This window comes from Bradyrhizobium ferriligni, from assembly GCF_056837965.1.
On the sequence record NZ_JBXEJO010000029.1, the window covers coordinates 66,952 to 87,742 of the forward strand.

Annotated in this window: 18 protein-coding genes and 5 pseudogenes; 12 read left to right on the forward strand and 11 right to left on the reverse strand. The window is 59.6% G+C overall.

Features of this window, described 5'->3' with window-relative positions:
• Positions 1-221: 221 nt before the first annotated feature.
• Both istB and istA read right to left on the reverse strand, forming a co-directional pair.
• On the reverse strand, positions 222-965 hold the full coding sequence (gene istB / locus AC1VNY_RS18795; RefSeq protein ID WP_482406311.1) for an IS21-like element helper ATPase IstB: 744 nt from the start codon (positions 963-965) through the stop codon (positions 222-224).
• A gap of 11 nt (positions 966-976) precedes the next feature.
• Positions 977-2,451: pseudogene (istA, locus tag AC1VNY_RS18800) on the reverse strand (IS21 family transposase).
• On the opposite strand from istA, the gene AC1VNY_RS18805 reads away from it, so the two are divergent.
• A complete protein-coding gene (locus tag AC1VNY_RS18805) occupies positions 2,348-2,563 on the forward strand; it encodes a hypothetical protein (RefSeq protein ID WP_482406339.1) in 216 nt (71 codons plus the stop codon). The pseudogene istA and the gene AC1VNY_RS18805 sit on opposite strands and share 104 nt — an antisense overlap.
• A 138-nt stretch (positions 2,564-2,701) precedes the next feature.
• On the opposite strand, the pseudogene tnpC reads toward AC1VNY_RS18805, so the two are convergent.
• The 4 genes and pseudogenes from tnpC to AC1VNY_RS18825 all read right to left on the reverse strand — a co-directional run.
• Positions 2,702-3,853: pseudogene (tnpC, locus tag AC1VNY_RS18810) on the reverse strand (IS66 family transposase); the annotation flags it as partial.
• A gap of 53 nt (positions 3,854-3,906) precedes the next feature.
• The gene (tnpB, locus tag AC1VNY_RS18815) at positions 3,907-4,101 is read right to left on the reverse strand and encodes an IS66 family insertion sequence element accessory protein TnpB (RefSeq protein WP_482406312.1); all 195 of its coding nucleotides are present in this window, start codon (positions 4,099-4,101) and stop codon (positions 3,907-3,909) included.
• Between the two features lie 33 nt (positions 4,102-4,134).
• Positions 4,135-4,389 carry a group II intron maturase-specific domain-containing protein gene (locus AC1VNY_RS18820; RefSeq protein ID WP_482406313.1) on the reverse strand — a complete coding sequence of 85 codons (255 nt, stop codon included), beginning with the start codon at positions 4,387-4,389 and terminating at the stop codon, positions 4,135-4,137.
• A gap of 298 nt (positions 4,390-4,687) precedes the next feature.
• Entirely contained in the window at positions 4,688-6,187 is a 1,500-nt protein-coding gene (locus AC1VNY_RS18825) for a CoA-acylating methylmalonate-semialdehyde dehydrogenase (RefSeq protein ID WP_482406314.1), read from the reverse strand.
• 105 nt (positions 6,188-6,292) lie between these two features.
• Between AC1VNY_RS18825 and AC1VNY_RS18830 the strand changes: the two genes are divergently transcribed.
• On the forward strand, positions 6,293-7,180 hold the full coding sequence (locus tag AC1VNY_RS18830) for a LysR family transcriptional regulator (protein ID WP_482406315.1): 888 nt from the start codon (positions 6,293-6,295) through the stop codon (positions 7,178-7,180).
• A 49-nt stretch (positions 7,181-7,229) separates the two neighbouring features.
• Here AC1VNY_RS18830 and AC1VNY_RS18835 read toward each other — a convergent pair whose 3' ends face one another.
• From AC1VNY_RS18835 to AC1VNY_RS18845, 3 genes are all read right to left on the reverse strand, one after another.
• On the reverse strand, positions 7,230-8,198 hold the full coding sequence (locus AC1VNY_RS18835; RefSeq protein ID WP_482406316.1) for a CobW family GTP-binding protein: 969 nt from the start codon (positions 8,196-8,198) through the stop codon (positions 7,230-7,232).
• Positions 8,199-8,207: 9 nt separating this feature from the next.
• Positions 8,208-9,671, reverse strand: coding sequence for an amidohydrolase (locus AC1VNY_RS18840; protein ID WP_482406317.1), 1,464 nt, complete (start codon positions 9,669-9,671; stop codon positions 8,208-8,210).
• Between the two features lie 641 nt (positions 9,672-10,312).
• Entirely contained in the window at positions 10,313-11,005 is a 693-nt protein-coding gene (locus AC1VNY_RS18845; protein ID WP_482406318.1) for a helix-turn-helix domain-containing protein, read from the reverse strand.
• A 186-nt stretch (positions 11,006-11,191) separates the two neighbouring features.
• On the opposite strand from AC1VNY_RS18845, the gene AC1VNY_RS18850 reads away from it, so the two are divergent.
• From AC1VNY_RS18850 to folD, 3 genes are all read left to right on the forward strand, one after another.
• The gene (locus AC1VNY_RS18850; protein WP_482406319.1) at positions 11,192-13,678 is read left to right on the forward strand and encodes a GcvT family protein; all 2,487 of its coding nucleotides are present in this window, start codon (positions 11,192-11,194) and stop codon (positions 13,676-13,678) included.
• Positions 13,679-13,814: 136 nt separating this feature from the next.
• On the forward strand, positions 13,815-14,618 hold the full coding sequence (gene purU / locus AC1VNY_RS18855) for a formyltetrahydrofolate deformylase (protein WP_482406332.1): 804 nt from the start codon (positions 13,815-13,817) through the stop codon (positions 14,616-14,618).
• A gap of 26 nt (positions 14,619-14,644) precedes the next feature.
• A complete protein-coding gene (gene folD, locus AC1VNY_RS18860; protein WP_482406333.1) occupies positions 14,645-15,529 on the forward strand; it encodes a bifunctional methylenetetrahydrofolate dehydrogenase/methenyltetrahydrofolate cyclohydrolase FolD in 885 nt (294 codons plus the stop codon).
• A 152-nt stretch (positions 15,530-15,681) separates the two neighbouring features.
• On the opposite strand, the gene AC1VNY_RS18865 is transcribed toward folD, so the two are convergent.
• Positions 15,682-15,942 carry a hypothetical protein gene (locus AC1VNY_RS18865; protein WP_482406340.1) on the reverse strand — a complete coding sequence of 87 codons (261 nt, stop codon included), beginning with the start codon at positions 15,940-15,942 and terminating at the stop codon, positions 15,682-15,684.
• On the opposite strand from AC1VNY_RS18865, the pseudogene AC1VNY_RS18870 reads away from it, so the two are divergent.
• The 4 genes and pseudogenes from AC1VNY_RS18870 to AC1VNY_RS18885 all read left to right on the forward strand — a co-directional run bounded on the left by AC1VNY_RS18870 (position 15,853) and on the right by AC1VNY_RS18885 (position 17,994).
• Positions 15,853-16,328 (forward strand): annotated as a pseudogene (locus tag AC1VNY_RS18870) (ABC transporter substrate-binding protein). The gene AC1VNY_RS18865 and the pseudogene AC1VNY_RS18870 overlap by 90 nt on opposite strands.
• Before the next feature lie 58 nt (positions 16,329-16,386).
• Positions 16,387-16,890 carry an ABC transporter substrate-binding protein gene (locus AC1VNY_RS18875; RefSeq protein ID WP_482406320.1) on the forward strand — a complete coding sequence of 168 codons (504 nt, stop codon included), beginning with the start codon at positions 16,387-16,389 and terminating at the stop codon, positions 16,888-16,890.
• A gap of 58 nt (positions 16,891-16,948) precedes the next feature.
• Positions 16,949-17,689: pseudogene (locus AC1VNY_RS18880) on the forward strand (ABC transporter ATP-binding protein); the annotation flags it as partial.
• Between the two features lie 125 nt (positions 17,690-17,814).
• Entirely contained in the window at positions 17,815-17,994 is a 180-nt protein-coding gene (locus tag AC1VNY_RS18885; RefSeq protein WP_482406341.1) for a hypothetical protein, read from the forward strand.
• 316 nt (positions 17,995-18,310) lie between these two features.
• Here the strand turns inward: AC1VNY_RS18885 and AC1VNY_RS18890 are convergent, their stop codons facing one another.
• Positions 18,311-18,613: a hypothetical protein gene (locus AC1VNY_RS18890; protein ID WP_482406321.1), complete on the reverse strand. Its 303-nt coding sequence runs from the start codon at positions 18,611-18,613 to the stop codon at positions 18,311-18,313.
• Between AC1VNY_RS18890 and AC1VNY_RS18895 the strand changes: the two genes are divergently transcribed.
• The 3 genes and pseudogenes from AC1VNY_RS18895 (at position 18,594) to AC1VNY_RS18905 (ending at position 20,669) form a co-directional block, all read left to right on the forward strand.
• Entirely contained in the window at positions 18,594-19,340 is a 747-nt protein-coding gene (locus AC1VNY_RS18895; protein WP_482406322.1) for an FAD-dependent oxidoreductase, read from the forward strand. The two genes, AC1VNY_RS18890 and AC1VNY_RS18895, sit on opposite strands and share 20 nt — an antisense overlap.
• The gene (locus tag AC1VNY_RS18900) at positions 19,270-19,419 is read left to right on the forward strand and encodes a cupin domain-containing protein (RefSeq protein WP_482406334.1); all 150 of its coding nucleotides are present in this window, start codon (positions 19,270-19,272) and stop codon (positions 19,417-19,419) included. The genes AC1VNY_RS18895 and AC1VNY_RS18900 overlap by 71 nt, the downstream gene beginning before the upstream one ends.
• A gap of 87 nt (positions 19,420-19,506) precedes the next feature.
• Positions 19,507-20,669: pseudogene (locus AC1VNY_RS18905) on the forward strand (acetyl-CoA C-acyltransferase).
• The last annotated feature ends 122 nt before the right edge of the window (positions 20,670-20,791 follow it).

Consider the following 20,791-nt stretch of genomic DNA (forward strand, 5'->3'; position numbering starts at 1 on the left):
AAGTCGCCCGCCGATTCCGAGACGATGTCGCCCTCCTCTCCGATTTGATCTCGCCCGGTGGCGAGGCGTTCTGGCCGGGTGGCTCTCTGGCATCGGTCAAGCCGGATGGTCAATCTGGAATCGCAACTTGAACCTGTTTTCTTCGTCTGCGTTTGCTGTGGGCATGTGGGCAAGGCGTTTGCGTTGTCCAAGCGCAGCGGCATGTCCACAGCGCCACGGGCTCAGGTCTTTCGGGCGGATGACGGTGTTCGGCGCAGGCTCTCGCCGGTGAGGTCGAGCCGATGGGCGTTGTGGACGAGGCGATCGAGCACGGCGTCAGCGTAGGTGGGGTCTCCAATCAGCACGTGCCATGCATCCACGGGGAGCTGGCTGGTGACGAGGGTGGAACGTCGGCCGTAGCGATCCTCCAGGATCTCCAGGAGATCGTGGCGGGCGCCTGCATCGAGCGGGGCGAGGCCCCAGTCGTCAAGGATCAGCAGATCGACGCGGCCAAGAGCGCGCAACAGGCGCGGATGGCGGCCGTCGCCGCGTGCGAGCGCCAGCTCGTCGAACAGACGCGGGACGCGTTGGTAGAGCACGGAGCGATTGTCGCGACAGGCCTTGTGGCCGAGCGCCGAGGCGAGCCAGCTCTTGCCGACGCCGGCCGGGCCGCAGATCAGGAGATTGACGCGGTCGTCGATCCAGCGGCCCTCAACGAGGCTGGCGAACAGCGGGCGGTCGAGCCCGCGCGGGGTGCGGTAGTCGACGTCCTCGACGCACGCCTGCTGGCGCAGCTTGGCGTAACGCAGACGGGTGGCAAGCCGCTTGTCGTGGCGCAGCGAGGCTTCACGTTCGAGCAGCAGCGCAAGCCATTCGGCGTGACCGAGGCTTGCGGCCTCGCCGGTGGCTTCGATGTCGGCGAAGGCCTTGGCCATGCCGTGCAGGTCGAGGGCGTTGAGGCGGTCGAAGGTCGGATGAGTGAGCAAGGGAGGGTCTCCTAATTGTAGTAGCGCGGTCCACGGATGTTGGCATGCAGGATCGGCGCATCGTCCGCGGAGCGCTGGTGAGCAGGACGCCGATCGAGATTGTTGGCGAGGATCGACTTGACCGAGCCATAGGTGCGCGCGCCGATGTCGATCGCCCGCGCAGCCGCAGCGTCGAGGCGCTCGCGCCCGTAGGAGGCGGCAAGCCTGAGAATGCCGAGACAGGCGCGGAAGCCTTGCTCGGGGTGCGAGCGCTCGTCGAGAATGACGTCGCACAACGCGCGGGTCGCCGGCCCGATCGCGGTGGCATCCTGGCGGATGCGTGCGATGGTCCAGCCGGCGTAGCGCCGATGGCTGGAAGCCATGTGCTCCGGCACGGTGGTGTGCTTGTGATTGCCGCTCATGCGCTGATGCGCGGCGATCCGCTCGCCCTTGTGGAAGATCTCCACGGTGCGGGCAGTGAACCGCACCTCGACCTCGGCGCGGGCGAAGCGATGGGGAACGCTGTAGTAATGCTTCTCCACCTCGACGTGGTAATCGAGACTGACACGGCGGATACGCCACTCGGCGAGCACGTAGGGGGATGCCGGCAACGGCTTGAGTGCCGGCCGGTCGACCTCCTCGAGCAGCCGGCGGCGCGTTATGCCGAGCCGCCGGATCGTCCGCTCTTCGTTGAGCCTCGTGAGCAGTTCGCCGATCGCCGTATTGACCTCGGCGAGGTTGTAGAAGGTGCGATGGCGCAGGCGCCCAAGCAACCAGCGCTCGACAACGAGGACGGCCTGTTCGACCTTGGCCTTGTCGCGCGGTTTGCGCGGCCGCGCCGGCAAGATGGCGGTGCCGTAATGCGCTGCCATCTCGGCATAGGTGCGGTTGATCTGCGGGTCGTAGAGACACGCCTTGATGACCGCGACCTTGGTGTTGTCCGGCACCAGCAGCGCCGGGATGCCGCCGATCGCCGCGAAGGCGCCAACATGGGCGCTGATCCAGTCGGCGAGCCCCTGCGTCCACGTCGCCTGAGCGTAGGTGAAGCTCGATGCGCCGAGCACGGCGACGAAGATCTGCGCCTTCCTGCGCTCCCGGTCAGACGGTCGACCACCACTGGTACGCCATCGCCGGCATAATCGACGAACAGCTTGTCGCCGGCCGCGTGCGCCTGGCGCATCGTCACCGACAGACGCCCCTCCCAGGCACGGTAGAGCTCACAGAAGCGCGAGTACCGGTATCCGCCGGGCTCGGCGGCGATATACTCCTCCCACAGGATCAACAGCGTCACGTGCTTGCGTTTGAGCTCGCGGTGCACGGCCGCCCAGTCGGGCTCAGTGACGCGGCGGTGACCCTGACGGTTGCCATTGCCGGTCTTCGCGAACAGGCGGAGTTCCAGCACCGTGTCGGTGACGTCGTCCGGCAACGGCCAGCTCAGACCCGCGGCCTCGAACCGCCGGATCGCCAGCCGCACCGTCGAGGGCGCCGCGCCCACCCGTCGCGCAATCTCGCGGCTCGGCAGCCCGGCCGCCTTCATCCTGATCACATCGCGCACACGGCGCATCGCAAGCCTCTCCGTCGGCATCCAGGGTCCCCCTTCGCAAAGCCGAAAGGGTTGACCCTATGGGAGCCAGAAGAGGCCTCGTCACCCGGGCGACATCATCCCGGAATGGTGGGCGACATCATCTCGGAACGTGTGGGCGACTTCAAATCGGAATGGTGGGCGAGATCATCTCGGAATCCTGGGCGACATCGACCGGAATCAGCACGTTGATGGTGCGCTCGATCTCGAACAGGATATCGATACGTCGCACGGCCTCGCTGGCAATCGGCGCCTCTCCAGATTTCGCCAGGTCGAAGAACTTTCTGCGGCCATGGCTCCAATAGGCCGCTTCAAGGATCGGAGCCGGCTTCCGTTGAGCTTTGTAGAGCTGGTTATATCCATCGAAGGCATCGTCCTGCATCAGGCCCAAATAGCCGGCAAGATGGCTTTGCGGATGCTCTCCAGCCCGGTTGCGTGAGTAGTAGAACAGGGCCGCCGACGGATCCGTGCCGCCAATCGGCCAGTCATCGCGAACATAGGTCCAGATGCGGCCGGTAACCGTCTTAAGCTTGGCCAGTACCGGCACCGTCGTATCGTCGGCGTGGATGCGTTCCGCGCTGATAATGTGCATGCGGATGGCCTCAATAATGGGATCGAGTGCTACCACGCAGGCGCCGACCCGATCCGCCAGGGTCGAGACGTCGGGCTCGACCCCTTCACGGGCATAGGTCTTGCTCTGCCGGTTCAACGGCTGATGCAGCAGGAACTTGTTGACCAGCACATCGCCAGCAGGCTCGGCCCGGCAAAGCCTCGCGGGATCGGATGGGAGGGCGCCGGCGCCTCTGTGATCACCTCGCAATCTCGGCAGGAGAACTTTTCGCGGACATGCTCGATAATCTTCCAGGCCGCGGCTCGCATTCCAGGGTCTTCGATACCACCTCGCCGAGCTTGTGCAGTCGCTCGCTGCCGCACTTGCCACATACGCAAGGCGCGGGTTCGACGACGCGTTCGATCGACAGATTGTCCGGCAACGGACGCCGCGGCGGCCGTGGATTTTGCGCGCTGCTGTTTGGCAGTTTCCGGCACTGCGAACTCGGCTTTGGTTTCCTGCTCCGCCTGGGTCTCTTCAAGATCCTCGATGGCGAGTTCGAGCTGCTCGACCAGCAGCTTGCCGCGTTCAGACGATTGCCCGAACTGTTCTCGCAGCGCCTTGGCCAGCATCAGCTTCAGCCGCTCGATTTCCAGCCGGCCGACGGTCACTTCGCTCTTCGCCAGCGTCAGCTGTTCGCGCTGCGCAATATCATCGCATGCGCAGCGGCAAGGTCGCGGGAAGCGGATCGGTGGGCGTCGAGGACGAATCAACCATATTCGCCGCCAATAATCCCGCTGGATTCCTGCCGTGAGTCGAAGAGCCACAGCTTAACCGGAAGCCTGTGGACGCCAGGTTGCCTGCGGCATCCGCCAGTCAATTCCGGACAGGAGATAGGATAGTTGCGCAACGCTGATCGTCACAACGCCGTCTGCCAGCGATGGCCACAAAAAGCGGCCGCGCTCCAGCCGCTTGGCATAAAGCGACATGCCAAGTCCATGGTGAGTCGGCCCCGGGAGTTGCACCCGGAGCCGCTCTCCGAACCGTACGTGACGCTCTCACGTCATACGGCTCTCAACAAGTAACGAAGCAGAACTCAACCTCGACCAATGAGCGAACAGCTTCGGCCTACGGCAGCGGATCAATCTGAGCCAGGAGGAGGCTCTGACCTTTCCATTCTTCAGCCCTTTGTATTTGCGTCGCGCCCAGCGGCTCAGAGATTCGTCGACGTATCGATACAGGTTGTGCATTTCTGCGCGCCCATATCTGCCGTAGTACTGCATCCATCCGCGAAGGATAGGATTTAGTTCCAAGGCGATTGCGTCGACTTAACGCGATACCCATCGTCAGCACGACAAAAGCGAGCCCGGCACCACGTGCCGGGCTCTAGTTGAGCGTTCTTTATGCAAGAACGCCCGGAAGGGACGAAAAACGGGTATTGTGGGCCGCGCCGGCCTTGGAGACATTCGAACCCATTGCATGAAGTCCTTCTCGGTACGCGAGGCGTTCCTAAGACGTACCATCTCGGGTCCAACGGTTGCACATTACACCGCGATGCCGGGACCCCCGCTGCGCCGGGAAGCGAAGATCGCAGAGCCGCGATATTCGCCCTCAGTTCATCGTCGGCATAACGAACTCAGCTCCAGAGCGAATGCCAGTAGGCCACCGTGTCGTGATCGTCTTTAGCTTGGTATAGAATCGTACCCCCTCGGGCCCATGCATGTGGTGATCACCAAAGAGGGACGCCTTCCATCCACCGAACGAGTGGAATGCCATCGGCACCGGGATCGGCACGTTGATGCCGATCATGCCGACTTGAATTTGATGTGCAAATTCGCGGGCGGCATCTCCGTCCCTCGTAAAGATAGCAGTGCCGTTGCCGAACTCGTGCGCGTTGATCATGTCGGCGGCCTCGTCGTACGATTTGGCACGTGCGACGGAGAGCACCGGTCCGAAGATCTCCTCCTTGTAGATCTTCATATCGGTCGTGACGTGGTCGAAAAGCGTTCCGCCGATGAAATATCCCTTGTCGTAACCCTGGCGCCGGAAGTCGCGTCCATCGACAATCAGTTTCGCTCCTTCGTCTACACCGGTGTCGATATAGCCACGGACCTTATCGAGATGCTGCCTGGTCACAAGTGGCCCCATCTCGGCATCCGGATCTGTTCCTGGGCCGATGTTCAGAGCGCGAACCTTGGGCGCCAGTTTTTCGATCAACCTGTCGGCCGTCGTGTCTCCGATCGGGACTGCCACCGAAATCGCCATGCAACGCTCGCCTGCAGCGCCGTAGGCGGCACCCATCAGCGCGTCAACCGCCTGATCCATATCGGCATCTGGCATGACGATCATGTGGTTCTTGGCGCCGCCAAGCGCCTGACAGCGCTTTCCGTTTCGAGTAGCCGTTTCGTAGATGTAACGAGCAATCGGAGTGGACCCGACGAAGCTCACGGCGACTATGTCGGGATCGGACAAGATGGCGTCGACCGCTTCCTTGTCTCCATGTACGACATTGAAGACGCCGTTTGGCAATCCGGCCTCCTTCAGCCACTGCGCGAGTATGAGCGAGGCGGACGGATCGCGTTCGGACGGCTTGAGAATGAAGGTGTTGCCGCACGCGAGAGCGACCGGAAACATCCACATGGGTACCATCGCTGGAAAATTGAACGGTGTAATCCCGACAACAACGCCAAGCGGTTGACGTAGAGAGTGGCTGTCGACGCGCGTACCGACGTTCTCCGTAACCTCTCCCTTGAGAAGTTGAGGTGCACCTGTGGCAAACTCCACGACTTCCATGCCACGCTGAATTTCGCCCGTTGCGTCCGAGAGCACCTTGCCATGCTCTGCCGTGATCACCTGGGCGAGTTCATCAATCCGATCTTCGAGAATTCGCAGAAAGCGGTTGAGAATTCGCGCGCGACGCAACGGAGAGGTGTTCGCCCAGGCCGGAAATGCCTCTCGAGCCGCCGTCGCCGCCGCACGGACGTCTTGAGTCGTAGCCAATCCAAGCGTTCCTGACTGTTCGCCGGTCGCGGGATTGTACACCACCGCAGTACGAGTGCCGCGGCTCGGTACCAAGTCGCCATTGATGAAGTTTTGAATTGTCGTCGGCATCGAATATTTCTCTCCAAATAGAGCTTGCTCGCGATCGATATGCAGCGCATAAAATTGTGCATCAACGACCGAATGTGCGGCTCCGTTGTGCAGAAACTGTAGTCGATGGACTGGGAACGGGTTCGGATATTCCTTGAGGTCGCGCGATCAGGGCAGATCCTGAAGGCGTCGAAGAGTCTTCGGTTGAATCATGCGACGGTGGCCCGGCAACTTACGGCCCTTGAGCGAAGCTTGAACGCCAAGCTGCTCGAACGACATACGTCCGGGTGCATTCTGACTGCGGCAGGCGAGTCGTTGGTCGCCGCGGCGGAGCGCGCGGAGAGCGAATTTCTCAGAGCGGGCTCCGGCATCGGCGATGTGAGCCAGGCCATCACAGGTACGGTGCGCGTCGGTGCACCCGACGGGCTTGGCAACTATTTTCTTGCAGATCGCCTCGGCATGCTTGCCGCGAAACATTCGGGGCTCGTCATTCAACTGGTGCCGTTACCACGAACATTTTCGCTGTCGCGGCGAGAGGCAGACGTCGCCATTACGTTGGATCGCCCCAAACAGGGGCGACTAATCCTGTCGAAGCTGACAGACTACACACTCAGCGTCTACGCGGCGGAGAGCTACCTCGGGCGCGAGGGCCAGATCACAAACCAGGATGAACTGGCCGGCCGTTTGTTCGTAACCCACGTGGAGGACATGGCCTACAGCCGCGCTTTGGACTATGCTTCCGTTCTCGGTCGCCTTATGTCACGTAGATACGAATGCGGTAGCGTAGTCGCGCAAATGGAAGCGGTTCGTGCCGGGCATGGCGTGGGAATCCTCCACGACTATGCAGCGCAACGGTATCCGGAACTGAAGCGCTTGCTGCCCGAGATCCGGTTCGTACGCAATTATTGGATTACCTCTCATCCCGATACGCACGAGACTCGTCGCGTCCAAGAGGTGCATCGATTCATCTCCGGAGCCGTGAAGGCCGCGAGGTTCTCGTTCGTATCGGGCTGAGGTGACGCAAGGCCGATTTCGTCATGGACCAAAAATCTCGCGAAACAATCTAGCCGATGACGCAACTGGTCCAACAGGCGTGCTTGGAAAGAACCGCCTCAATAGACTGTCGTTGCAGGTTCGTGTTGTCACCGCTTAGGACAAAAACCAGCACGCTCTCATAGTACGCGGCCGACGGATCTGTCGGCGTTAGCTGAACGTCGCCGCCCGCGACTTGAACAAGGTACCTATTGTTTGCTTCCTCAGATGTGACAATAACGCCCTTAATTCGCTCTGTTGTTCCGGCCAGTTGAGTCAAAGACCGGTGCATCCCAAGTTGATCGACCGATTCTTTCGTGCGCAGAACCATGGTGCTGAATGCATTATCAGCGACCTCGGCGTCGCTTGCCGCGGGAAGCATTTTGGATGGGCTCAGCACCAGAGTCGGTGTGCCATCCCGCAAGTAGATGGCACTGGCATCGACTTGACTATGACGGGCGTGTACAACGACCGCCTCTTGGTTGAGCTTGCGCAGGATCCCTTCAACTTTGGACAGCCGATGTGTGGGTACAAGGTCTATCTTGTTAAGGATAAGCCGGTCGGCCGCTTGGATTTGTCGTTTGACTAGATTTCGGACGAACTTGTCGTCCAAGCGCTCAATGACAGTCGAAGCATCGACCACGGTAACCATGGCGCTGAGGCTCAGGTCTCGCATTCCTCGGCTGTAGTAAGAAATGCGGTATGGGTCGCCGACCCCGCTCGCCTCGACCAGAATTCGCTTGAGTCGAGGACGAAATGCACTCATCCAATCGAAGGCATCTCCGAGCCGATCAGTAACCGAGCAGCATACGCAACCATCTTGAATGCCGATCGTCAGCCCAGCTTGTTGGATCACATGTTGAGCGTCAACGTTGACAGGCGCGAGGTCGTTTACGATGACTCCTGTCTCTTTCGGGGCCGACGTTCGTAGGAGGTGATTGGCAAGGCTCGATTTGCCTGAGCCGAGATATCCGCCAATTATGATGACATCAATCGCCATTGACGCGTCCTAAAAGCTGTTCGGCGAGTATTTTCCTTCGAAAACTGTGCCAAGCACTGTGATGTCGCGGATGCGTTCCGGCGGGACCTGGAACGGATCACTGTCCAGCACAGCGAAGTCTGCTTTCTTGCCTGAACGAATACTCCCGACTTCGCTATCCATCCCGAGCATGTAGGCTGCGTCGATGGTGATGGCTTTCATCGCCTGCTCGACCGAAATGCGCTCGTATTCTCCCATAATCTTGCCCGTTTCGCACAGGCGGTTAACTGCAACCCAGGCGTTCACCAAAGGCGCAGCGGGCGCCATGCTGAAGTCTGAGTGCAAGGAGAAGCGAATGTTGTTGCGTGCCAGGGTTCCGAGCCGGGACATCTGCGAAGCCCTCTCGTAACCGAGTATCCCCTTATAGAAGCGGTCGCTCAGCTCATGAACGTAGTAGACGTTGACCGAAGCATTGGCTCCCAGCTCGGCCGCACGTTGGATCTGTTCCGGGGTGCTCACTCCCAGATGCTCGATCACGAGTTTGCGTCCATATCGCGGTCGGCGAGCTTGCAGATGCTCGAGCGTGTCAAGGACGAGTTCGAGACCCAGGTCGGCGGAGGTATGAATATGAACGACGTCTCCCGCGTCCCAATAGGCCTCGGCGGCCTGGCGCAGGATCTCGGGCGATGTAATCCAGTGGCCATCGTGGCCATCGATCCGGCCCGGCCAGTTGAGTTGCATCAGGTTCGAAAAGAATCCCCCGTCGGCGAACAATTTGATCGATTTGCCGAAGTGCGCACGGATGGTCTTCTTTGCGCGAAGAGACTTCAGATGAGCCATACGCGCTGGAATGTCGACCGATTCCGCGCCGACGGGAATCCCAATCGGAGTCATCTGCACTCTGAACGGCGTGTTTTCGTCGAAGGCATCTTGGCAAAGCTGCCACTCCAGCTCCTCTCCGGCGCAAAGACCAAAGGCCATATCGCCGATTGTGGTGTTTCCGCCGGCGCGTATGACGTTGCCGAACGTTTGATATCCAGCTCCAATTCGTTCGGACCCGAAGAGGTAGTTCCTCAATCGTGCCATGACGATGGCCATGCCGGTTTCGTAGAAGAACTTCTTTTCGGCATCCACCTGAGGGTGCTTTTCCGCGTCCTCGCGCGTTATTCCGGTCCATGCCATCGCGGCGTCGTTGAGGTAAAGCGAGTGAAAGCCGCGGTGCCAAACGACGATTGGCCGGCTGCCGGAGATGCGCGACAGCACCTCGCCATTCAATTGCCCATGCCACAATTCGTGATAACCCCAGCTCACGAGCGGCTCACCCTCGGGAAGCTGGCTTTCGATCTCGGTCAGGCGATTGAGAAATTCGTTCTGCCCACGAACGGCGGTAAGCGACCGGTCGGGCAATTTCCACTGAACGCCGGTGATCCAATGCATCGGAAGCAGAAACGAAGCCATGGCGGGATGTACATGGGGATCAATAAAGCCCGGCATCAAGACCGCGTCCCGAAATGTGTCGTCTACCTCAGGTGTATGGCCAGAAAACCAGCTCCGGACGGACTCGGCCGTACCCACCTCGAGTATGCGAGAGCCTCGAACGACCACCGTGTCGGCGACTGGCATAGATGGGTTCATCGTGCGAATGATCTTCGCCCTGTAGACGGTCGTCTTTTCCACCCGACTCCCCTTCTGGTTATGAGGTTACGATTGGCCGCGCCTCAACGAGGCCCAGAAACTCGGGGCAGGTTGTAGGCTGAAGTATCGATACAAGAGCAGCATTGCCGCCGACGAGGCGCCCCGATCGCAAAGAGCATTCTTGCGGTGCGAACGTCGCATCGTCCTTGCGACAGCTCCGCTCGCGCCGCAAAGCGCGCGCCTCAAAGCTTCATTTGCTTTCACTTGGCGGTACAATGAGACCGTGGCCAGCACTAACGACCGAGAAATGTCGCCCTCTCCCTAGGTTTCACATTGATCGTGAAAATTCAACATCTTTTTTTCACGTTCGTATATATTTTCCCGCGCCTTCTTTCGCTATAAGGTCGCTGATCAGCGGAGAGATGTCGTGCAAAATCGCGCCTTTCCAGCCACGCAAAGTCTGCGGCAATTGGTATGCCGCGTTTCGGATCTTCTCGGGACTAATAGTGGGGCGGCGTGATCACCCACACAACTTTCGCCGGAACTTTTCCAGGATTTGCGCAACGGTGTTGGGAGGTGCTGCTGAAGGCGAAGCTATCTCCTTCCTCCAGTTGGAAGAGCTTCCCATCGACCCACAGATTTAGTCGACCGGCGATGAGTACGCCCGCTTCGTGACCGTCATGGCTGTATTCGCCGCTATCGGCTCCGGGGTCGATCGTACTCAGGAGTAGTTCGAGCGGCCCAGCAAGATTGGGAGACAGCAGCTCCTCCGTGACCCCAAGCCCCGTGAATGTCAGACGTCGACGGTTTGCCTTGCGAACGATGACGTCCCGCTCTTCGGGCGCGGCGTGCATGTTGCCGTTGAAGAACCAATTCATGTGCACGCCGAGAACGTCGCTCAGTTTCTTGAGAATTCCTATCGGCAGCTTCGACTGGTTTCGCTCGATCTGACTCAAATAACCGACCGAAATCCCTGCTGCTTGTGCAAGCTGCGTCAGCGTCAATTTTTTGACTTTTCGAAGTTCGCGGATCTGCACGCCAACCGCGGCCGCCGGGTCCACGCCGGGATTGGCTTCAGAGGTCGACCATTCATCGGCTGCGCGTATCGGTCTAATCGCCATCGACTTCTTTGTCCCTAAACAGGAGGGCATCGCCACCATAACCCATACTTGCGGTGCGTTTGGGTGCTGCATGAAAAACATCCGCGCTGCGGTTAACCACAGCGCTCCGTTTGCTCGAGTCGATATATAAGGCGTCCAATCTTGAAAAAAACCTTCTTGTAAATGAAAAACATATTCACAATTGTGAAAATATTGTCTAATATTTCATAAACGGATCGTAGTTGCGTCAGAATTGATTCGCTCTCATGGAGTTGAGGTTTGATCGATATTCCAAAGTCGGCCCAAGTCGTCATTGTCGGTGGCGGAATCATGGGGTGCAGTCTCGCCTACCATTTGACCCTTCGCGGCTGGACGGATGTCGTTCTGCTCGAACGCAAACGGCTTACGTCAGGAACCACGTGGCATGCTGCCGGTCTCGTTGGTCAACTTAGTCCATCCCACAATCTGACGAGGTTGGCCCAGTATACGACCGAACTCTATAGCCAACTTGAAAGAGAGACGGGGCAGGGCACCGGATATCGACAAATTGGGTCATTGGCGATCGCCAATAACCTGGAGCGCTTCGAAGAGTTGAAGCGCGGCGCGTCAATGGCGCGCTGCTTCGGCTTAGAAGTTAACATCATGTCCGCGAAAGAAGCGGGTGAGCTCTGGCCGCTGATGGCGATCGATGATCTTGTGGGAGCGGTGCACCTTCCGAAGGATGGACAGACCAATCCTGTCGATACGACCCAAGCGCTGGCGAAGGGCGCGAGGGTTCGCGGCGCGAAGATCTTCGAGAACGCTCCCGTCACCGAGATTGTCGTCAAGGGCGGTCGAGCGGTCGGCGTTCGAACCAAAGATCACGACATCGCCGCCGAATACGTCGTCAACTGCGCAGGCATGTGGGCTCGTGATCTCGGCGCCAAAGTGGGCACGACCGTGCCGCTCCACGCAGCCGAGCACTTCTACATCGTCACCGAACCTTTGCCCGAAATAAAGAAGTATCTTCCCGTGCTGCGCGACGCCGATGCCTGCACGTATGTCAAGGAAGATGCCGGCAAGCTTTTGGTCGGCTGGTTCGAGCCGGTCGCCAAGCCGTGGGGTATGAGCGGCATTCCCGACAGCTTCGAGTTCGACACCTTGCCGGACGATTTGGAGCATATCGAACCGTTGCTCGAAGGTGCGATCCGTCGGGTTCCGATCCTGGCGAAGACGGGCATCCAGTTGTTCTTCAACGGGCCTGAAAGCTTCACGCCTGACGATCGCTATATGTTGGGCGAGACGCCCGAGGTGCGGAATTTGTTTGTCGCCGCCGGCTTCAACTCCATCGGCATCCGATCGGCGGGTGGGGCTGGCAAGGTGCTCGCCGACTGGATGGTCGATGGTCATCCGCCGATGGACCTGTGGGACGTCGACATCAGGCGCGTCGTGCCGTTCCAGTCGAACCGCCGCTATCTGAAAGACAGAACTGTCGAGACGCTAGGCTTGCTCTACGCGATGCATTGGCCGTTCCGGCAGCCGGAGTCGGCGAGAGGCGTCCGGCGCTCGGCACTGCACGATCGATTGCTCGCGCGAGGCGCCTGCTTCGGCGAGGTCGCGGGCTTCGAGCGACCCAACTGGTATGCCTCGCAGGGACGAGAAGCCAAGTACGAATACAGTTACGGGCGACAAAACTGGTTCGATGATTCGGCGGCGGAGCATCGCGCGGTGCGTGACAATGTCGGGCTGTTCGACCAATCGTCCTTCGCGAAGTTCGTGTTGGAAGGTGACGATGCCGAGCACGTTCTGAACCGGATCTGTGCCAACAACGTCTCGGTGCCAATCGGTCGCCTCGTCTATACGCAATGGCTCAATGAGCGCGGCGGCATCGAGGCCGATCTGACCATTACGCGCGAGAGCGAGAAGCGCTTTCTCATCGTCACTGCAGCCGCTACGCAGGTCAGAGATTTCGCCTGGTTGAAACGCAACATTCCCGATGCTGCCCGGGCCGTCGCCGTCGACGTCAGCTCCGCCTATGGAGTCCTCGGGGTCATGGGTCCGAAATCCAGAAACCTGTTGAGCAAGCTCACGGACGCGGATCTGTCGAATGCTGCCTTTCCCTTTGCCACCTCCAAGGTTATCGATCTCGGATACGCCAAGGTGCGGGCGAGCCGTATCACTTATGTCGGCGAACTCGGGTGGGAACTGTACGTTCCAACCGAGTTCGTGCAGGGCGTCTTCGATGTTCTCATCCATGAGGGCGCTCCGTTCGACATGCGTCTGGCTGGCTACCACGCGATGAATTCCTTGCGCATGGAAAAGGGGTATCGCCATTGGGGTCACGATATCACCGATGAAGATAGCCCGCTCGAGGCCGGGCTCGGCTTCGCGGTCTCCTGGTCGAAGCCGCACGGGTTCATCGGCCGCGACGCATTGCTGCGTCAGAAGGAAATGGGGCCCAAACGCAAGATGATCCATATCGCGCTCGATGATCCCGCGCTCTTGCTCTACCACAATGAGCCGATTTGGTTCGACGGGCAGCTTGTCGGGCGCGTCACGTCAGGCATGTACGGCCATACGATAGGAACTTGTCTCGGCCTGGGTTACGTCGAAAATCCCGCAAACGGCGGTGTGGACGCGGCCTGGCTTCAGAGCGGGAAAATCGAGATTGAGGTCGCCGGCGTGCGCGTGCCGGCGCGGGCTTCGCTACGAGCCTTCTACGATCCGGCCAACGATCGGGTCAAGGACGTCGAAAATACGGCCGCCGTCTCTGCGGCGGTGTCCTGAGGGGATGAGTGTCATGTCCCAGATTGATGTCGCATCCGCCAAGCAAGCGGCTACAAGGAGTTCGACCGCGATAACGTCGCCGACCGGGCGGGGCGATCGTCCCGACTTCGTCCTAACTCTGTCCTGTCCGGACAGGATGGGGATAGTTCACGCCGTGTCCGGATTCCTTGCAGGTCACGGCTGCAACATCCGCGATAGCGCCCAATTCTCGGATCGCAACAGGCTGTTCATGCGCATCTCATTTGATGCGCAAACCGGCGCCACGTTCTCGCGATTACAGACGGAGTTCGCGGAGATCGGCAGCTCATTCGATATGATCTGGAAAATGTATGACCGCGCATCAAAGTCGCGCTTGATGATCATGGTGTCGCGAGCCGGGCACTGCCTGAACGACCTCTTGTTTCGATACGCAACGGGAATGCTCAGTGTCGAAATTCCGTTGATTGTCTCCAATCACAAGGACTTCTATCGCCTCTCGGCGTCCTACGACATCCCATTCCATCATCTCCCGATCACCGCCGAGAACAAGCTGGCGCAGGAGGCAAAACTCCTCGACCTCGTCCAGCAGGAGGGCATCGATGTGATCGTTCTCGCTCGCTACATGCAGGTCCTTTCGGATGGTCTCTGTCACAAAATGTCCGGACGGGTCATCAATATTCACCATTCCTTCTTGCCGAGCTTCAAAGGCGCACGACCGTACCATCAGGCGCACTCGAGAGGCGTCAAGCTAATTGGTGCAACGGCCCACTACGTCACGGCGGATCTGGATGAGGGGCCGATCATCGAGCAGGACGTATTGCGGGTGGATCATTCGCTGACTCCCGAGGACCTTTCGGCGGTCGGGAGGGATGTGGAGGCCGCCGTGCTTTCCCGGGCCGTCAAATTCCACGTAGAGAATCGGGTGCTGTTGAACGGTGATCGCACGGTGGTCTTTCGATGAACAGATCCTCGCCACTCAAACCGGAAATGGGCGCCAGTCTCATCGATGGCACCGCCGCGGCTGCGCAGCTTCATGCCGAATTGCGCGTCGCGGTCCAAGACCTCACCGAGCGGGGCGCGACGCCCGGCCTCGCCGTCGTCCTTGTCGGCAAAGATCCGGCAAGCTCGGTCTACGTCCGCAACAAGATCCGCAAGTCGGTAGATGCGGGGTTTCGTTCATTCCACCATGAATTGCCGGCAAGCACGAGCGAAAACGATCTTCTCTCACTCATCGCCCGTTTGAACGCTGCGGCAGACGTCGACGGCATCCTCGTCCAATTGCCGTTGCCCGACCATGTCGACGCTCGGAAGGTAACGGCTGCCATCGATCCAGCAAAAGACGTCGACGGCTTTCATCCTATAAATGTGGGCTGCCTATCGCTCGGCGCGCCCGCATTGATACCCTGCACACCGCTCGGTTGTATGCTCCTGATCAAGAGCGTCCGCAAGGATCTCGCCGGGGCCTCAGCGGTGATCGTCGGGCGCTCCAACATCGTCGGCAAGCCGCTGGCTCAGCTACTGCTGCGGGAAGACTGCACAGTTACCCTTGCACACTCCAAGACCGACGATCTCCCCTCGGTATGTCGTAGCGCCGACGTTCTGGTTGCCGCGGTCGGACGGCCGGAGCTTATTTGCGGCGATTGGATCAAGCCTGGCTCAATCGTCATCGACGTCGGCATCAATCGCGTCGAACGCGAGGGCAAGCAGCGTTTGGTCGGCGACGTGGATTTCGACGCAGCTCAGCGCGTGGCCGGCGCGCTGACACCAGTCCCGGGTGGTGTTGGCCCGATGACCATCACGTGCCTACTACGGAACACGGTCGAGGCGGCCTGTCGCCGCCGGGGTGTCGGCTTGCCGTTTGTCGCCTGCTGATGGGCCGAGCCCATCCCGCGCGCGAACCGAGAATTCTCGATGACGGAAAACCTGAGCGACGCCGCAAGCCGATAATCGGCGATCTCCAGCTGAAAAACGCGCCGTCGTGAAGCAAATCGTAAAAATTTCATATTTACAAAAATCGGCCGTAGTCAGATTGCGATCTTGACTGGAATCTTCAAGAAGGCGGCGGGCACATTGGTCTTCACGGCGGTCCTTGCGGGGATCACCGGATCGCCGGCGGCAACGCTGCGGGAGATTTCAAGATCGCCCTGATCACGAGCACGACGGGCGCATTCGAGGTCTATGCCAAGCAAGCTCAGATCGGACTTCAGCTTGGGCTCGAATACGCAGCGAAGGGCACCATGAAGGTGAACGGCCGCTCGATCGTGGTGATTCAAAAGGACGATCAACTAAAGCCCGATCGTGCCCGAGCGCTGATCGAAGAGGCGTTTCAGGAAAGGTCGACGTAGCCGTCGGAAGCACGTCATCGGCCACCACGCTCGCGATGATGCCGGTGGCTGAAGAGTACAAGAAACCGCTCGTTGTCGACATCGCGGCCGTCGACAGCATCACTGGAAGCAAGTGGAATAAGTACATTGTGCGTACCGGTCGAACCGTCGGCCAGGAAGCCGTCGCCTCGATGTTGCTTCTTGGTGACAAGGACACCTCAGTCGGAGTTCTCGCGCAGGACTACGCCTTCGGACGCGAAAGTACAAAGCTTTCAAGGCAACCGCGAAAAAGGTCGGCGCCACCATCACCGGCGAGGAGTTTCTGCCGATCAACACGACGGATTTGACGGGCGTTGTGCAGCGTCTCTTCAACTCGTTGAAGGATCGTCCCGGAAAGAAAAGGCTGTGGGTGAACTGGATCGGTACCTCGCCGATCGCGAAAATCAACGCCATGGATCCCGCTCGCTACGGCATCGAACTCTCCACTCCAGGAACCCGCTGCCCGGAATGGTGTCGTTCAAGGGCGTTCCGGACCTCACGGGTGTGGTCCCCTACTACTACGATATTATCAAGACCCCCGCGAACACGTGGTTGGTAGCCAAGCATAAGGAGCGCTTCAATACTCCGCCGGACACCGCGACGGCATTAGCATTCGATGCAGCTTTGTCCATCGTCAATGCCGTCAACAAGGCAGGAAGCTCGGATACTGAAAAGCTGATTTCCGCCCTCGAAGGCATGTCGTTCGAGGGGACGAGCTGCCAACTGACGATCCGGAAGGACAATCATCAGGCCCTTCATGACTTCTACGGCGTGCGCTACGTGGCCTATCCGAACATCGAATGGGCCGTACCGATGCTGATGAAGAAGCTCGGCGGTGAGGAGCTGAACACAATGCTCACGGATAAATAGTTGGGCTGAGCGATGACCATCGGTCGAGCCAAAAGCCAACCGACGAGCGTCAACACCGGTGCTCCGATACTCGAGACGTCGATCTCGTGTCTCCTTCGGAGGGCATCGGGTAGTCGATGCAGTGAGTTCATCCTTTGACGGCGGTACTTTGACTGCGATCGTCGGTCCGAATGGCGCCGGCAAGACGACGTTCTTCAATCTGATTTTCGGCCAGATCCCGTCACGCATGGCGAGGTGTGGCTTGGAGCGGAGAACTCTGTCCGCGGCCCGCCGCGCCAAAGGAGATCTTGGTCAATGCCTTTCAGCTCACAAATCTGTTTCCGCGGGTGACGGTCCTGGAGAACGTCCGCTTGGTCTTGCAGTCGATCGATGCCGGCAGGCACCATCATGGCCTCAACTTCTGGAACGTCTGGAGTGATAGCGAAAACCTGATCACGCGAGCGAACGATATCTTGCGGACCATCTCGATGGAAACGCAGCTCACGGAGCCCGTCGTCAATCTCTCCCATGGCGATCAGCGTGAATTGGAGGTCGCCATGCTGATAGCCATGGATCCGAAGGTGTACATGTTCGACGAGCCGACGGCCGGTATGAGCGCCGACGACGTCCCGATCGTTCTGGATCTGATCCGCAAGCTTAAGACCATCAGTCACAAGGCGCTTCTCCTCGTCGAACATAAGATGCACGTCGTTCGCAACCTCGCTAACCGGATCATCGTGCTTCACAATGGACAATTGGTCGCCGACGTAAGCCGGCAGACGTAATCGAATCCTCGATCGTTCAGGAGGCTTACTTGGGAAGCTTCAAAAAAAAAGGGCGCAAAATGACCAAAGCCCTCCTTCAGCCCGAGAATGTGCACACGCACATCGGACTGTATCAAATTTTGCCCGGCGTGAACCTTTGGTCGAAAACATCGCAAATGCTATGCTCAAGCTCAAGAAAAGCGGCGCCAGCATCTTGCTGGTGGAACAGAATCTGCATCTGGCGCGCGAGGTCGGCGACGATGTTGCGATGGTCGACTCGGGACGGATCATCCACGTGGGGCCGGCGAAAGAATACTTCGAGCGAGAAAATCTACTCAAATCGCAACTGGGACTCGCATGATGTCGACGAACCGTTCCGATCCGATGCCCTTGGCATCCGATATGATGCCGCTGGTCCTGTTGCCCGTCGTGATGGGGGCGGCCTATTTCGTCATCGGCAGCCGTGCTACCTGGTTCACCCTGACGATCGCCGGGTTGGCGATGGGGATGAATCATCTTCACCGTCGCTTCCAGCATGACGATCGTCTTCGGCTTAATGGATGTCCTCAATTTCGATCAGGGAATTTTCATTACTGTTGGTGCCTACCTCGCTGCCACTATCTTCGCCGCGCTGAGTGGCTACGTCGCATCGCCTCGCCTTGGCGATAATCTGCTCGTTATTGCCTGGCGCTCGTGTGGCGGCTACGGTCGGAGCCGGACTGGCCGGATTTTCCTTCGAACGATTGCTGGTCAACCCGGTATAAGGCGATCACTTGACGCAGATTCTCGTGATGGCAGGAGGGCTGATCGTCGGCGAGGAAATCATCAAGATCATTTGGGGCGTCCAGCAGGTCACTATGGTGCTGCCGCCGTTCCTGAGCGGTGCGTTCGTCGTCGACGACGTGGTGATCGAGCGCTACCGCGTTTTTCGGCTTTCTGGTCGGTGCTCTCGCTTTCGTCGTGCGGTATTTCGTCTTCACGCGAACGAGGATGGGACTCTTGACCCGAGCAGGCGTCCACGATCGCGAAATGGTGGAGGCGCTTGGTTATAGAGTGCGTCGCCTGTTCGTCGCGACCTTCGTGGCGGGCAGCGCGCTGGCGGGTCTCGGCGGGGTGATGTGGGGACTCTCACAGCAGACCCTAGAGCCGCAAATCGGCAGCCAGTTGGGCGTCTTCATCATCACCCCCGGTGGCAAGCTTCGGGCCGGCATCGTCGTTCGCGCGACCGAGGGATTCACGACCCAGTTCAAGGAGTATCGTCGCACCCTCATCCCGCTGTACTCGCTTGTGCTCGCCACCGAGCCTCTGCCGCAACATCTGCGAACCGAGTTGAACCTCGGCCATCGTATCGTCTTCAACGATATGCTCCATCTGCGGACCCACTCCCAAGTGACGGCGGACGGCCGCCTCGTCTTCGGAGGCAGGGGCGCGCCCTATCATTTCGGCTCGAAGGTCTCGTCGGAGTACGCCGTGCACGAGAAGATCCAGGCAGCGATGATCGAGTTCTTTCCCTGCCTAAGCGGAATCCGGGTTACCCATCGATGGAGCGGTGCGCTAGGGGTTCCGCGCGCGGAAACATCGGCATCTGGGATGCCAAGCCGGAGGCTGGCCCGTCAACAATCGCCCAGACACTGGCATTCATCTTGTCAGGCATCGCAACCATCACCGACGAAATCACCGGCACGGCCCACACCATCACGGGGGTGATCTAGTCGTTTTTCCTCCTGGTTGGACCGGCCGTTGGGATGTGACCGAAACCGTCCGGAACGTGTACGCTATCTACTGAAGGGCTCGTCCCCGCCATTTCGTCAGGAACCGTGGACAATTCGCAAGCCAAGTAACCGAAGCAACAACTCGCAACAGGAGGTCGTTCATGACCGATGCCGTCATCATTTCCACGGCCCGCACGCCGATTGGCAAGGCCTATCGCTGGGGACTGAATGCCACCGAGGACGCAACGCTACTAGGCCACGCAATCAGCGAGGCGGTGAAGCGCGCCAATGTCGACCCGAAGGAGGTCGAGGACGCGGTGATGGGGGGCGCGCTACAGGTGGGCGCAACGGGCGGCAACGTCGCGCGCAGGGCGCTGTTGCGTGCGGGCCTCCCGGTCACAGTCAACGGCACAACCATCGACCGGCAATGCGCCTTCGGGTCTGCAGGCGATTGCGCTCGCCGCGCGGTTGGCGATTTTTGACGGCGTTGAAGTTGCGGTTGGCGGCGGCGGCGAGTCGATCTCGCTCGTGCAGAACGACAAGATGAACACCTTTCATGCGCAAGATCCGGCGCTGCTCAAGATCATGGGCGAGGTTTACATGCCCATGATTGACACCGCCGAGGTCGTGACAAAGCGCGACCACATCTCTCGCGAGAAGCAGGACGAATACTCGCTCAGGAGCCAGCGCCGCGTGGCGGCCGCGCAGCGGGGCGGCAAGTTCAAGGGCGAGCTTGCGACCATCACTACCAAAATGGCGGTGACCAACAAGGCGACGGGCGAAGTGTCCTTCGAGGACGTCACCTTGTCGCAGGATGGGGGTCCGCGACCCGGCACCACGGCCGAAGGTCTCGCCGGCTTGAAGCCGGTGCGCGGCGAGGGGTTCACCATCACTGCCGGTAATGCCAGCCAACTCTCGGACGGCGCCAGCGCCAGTGTGATCATGAGCGACAAGGAAGCGGCCAGGCGCGGCCTGAAACCGCTGGGCATCTTCCGCGGCTTTGTTGCGTATGGCTGCGAGCCGGACGAAATGGGCATCGGCCCGGTCTTTGCCGTGCCGCGGCTCCTCAAGCGTCATGGACTTAAGGTTGACGAGATCGATCTCTGGGAGGCCTTATTGCCGCGACAAGCTCGGCATCGATCCCGAGAAGATCAACGTCAATGGCGGCTCGATCGCGGTTGGTCATACCTATGGCATGTCGGGCGCGCGGCTCACCGGACATGCACTGCTCGAAGGTCGCAGCCGCAAGGCGAAATTTGTTGGTGTCACCATGTGCGTCGGTGGCGGCATGGGCGCCGCCGGCCTCTTCGAGGTGTTGCAGTAAGTTTTCGTAGTCCCCAGGCAAGCGGCTTGTCCGCCGTAGCTCGAAGAGCAAGGAGGAAATCGCGACCCGGGCTCATACGCGGAATCATGCTTGAGGCACGCGTGCGGACATACTCGCCGCAA

Coding starts and splice junctions, on each gene's coding strand:
- AC1VNY_RS18825 (WP_482406314.1), bottom strand. CDS start 6,187: ATGCCGACGACAATTCAAAACTTCATCAATGGCGACTTGGTACCGAGC.
- AC1VNY_RS18830 (WP_482406315.1), top strand. CDS start 6,293: ATGGACTGGGAACGGGTTCGGATATTCCTTGAGGTCGCGCGATCAGGG.
- AC1VNY_RS18835 (WP_482406316.1), bottom strand. CDS start 8,198: ATGGCGATTGATGTCATCATAATTGGCGGATATCTCGGCTCAGGCAAA.
- AC1VNY_RS18840 (WP_482406317.1), bottom strand. CDS start 9,671: ATGCCGGGCTTTATTGATCCCCATGTACATCCCGCCATGGCTTCGTTT.
- AC1VNY_RS18845 (WP_482406318.1), bottom strand. CDS start 11,005: ATGCAGCACCCAAACGCACCGCAAGTATGGGTTATGGTGGCGATGCCC.
- purU (WP_482406332.1), top strand. CDS start 13,815: ATGGGGATAGTTCACGCCGTGTCCGGATTCCTTGCAGGTCACGGCTGC.
- folD (WP_482406333.1), top strand. CDS start 14,645: ATGGGCGCCAGTCTCATCGATGGCACCGCCGCGGCTGCGCAGCTTCAT.
- AC1VNY_RS18885 (WP_482406341.1), top strand. CDS start 17,815: ATGCTCAAGCTCAAGAAAAGCGGCGCCAGCATCTTGCTGGTGGAACAG.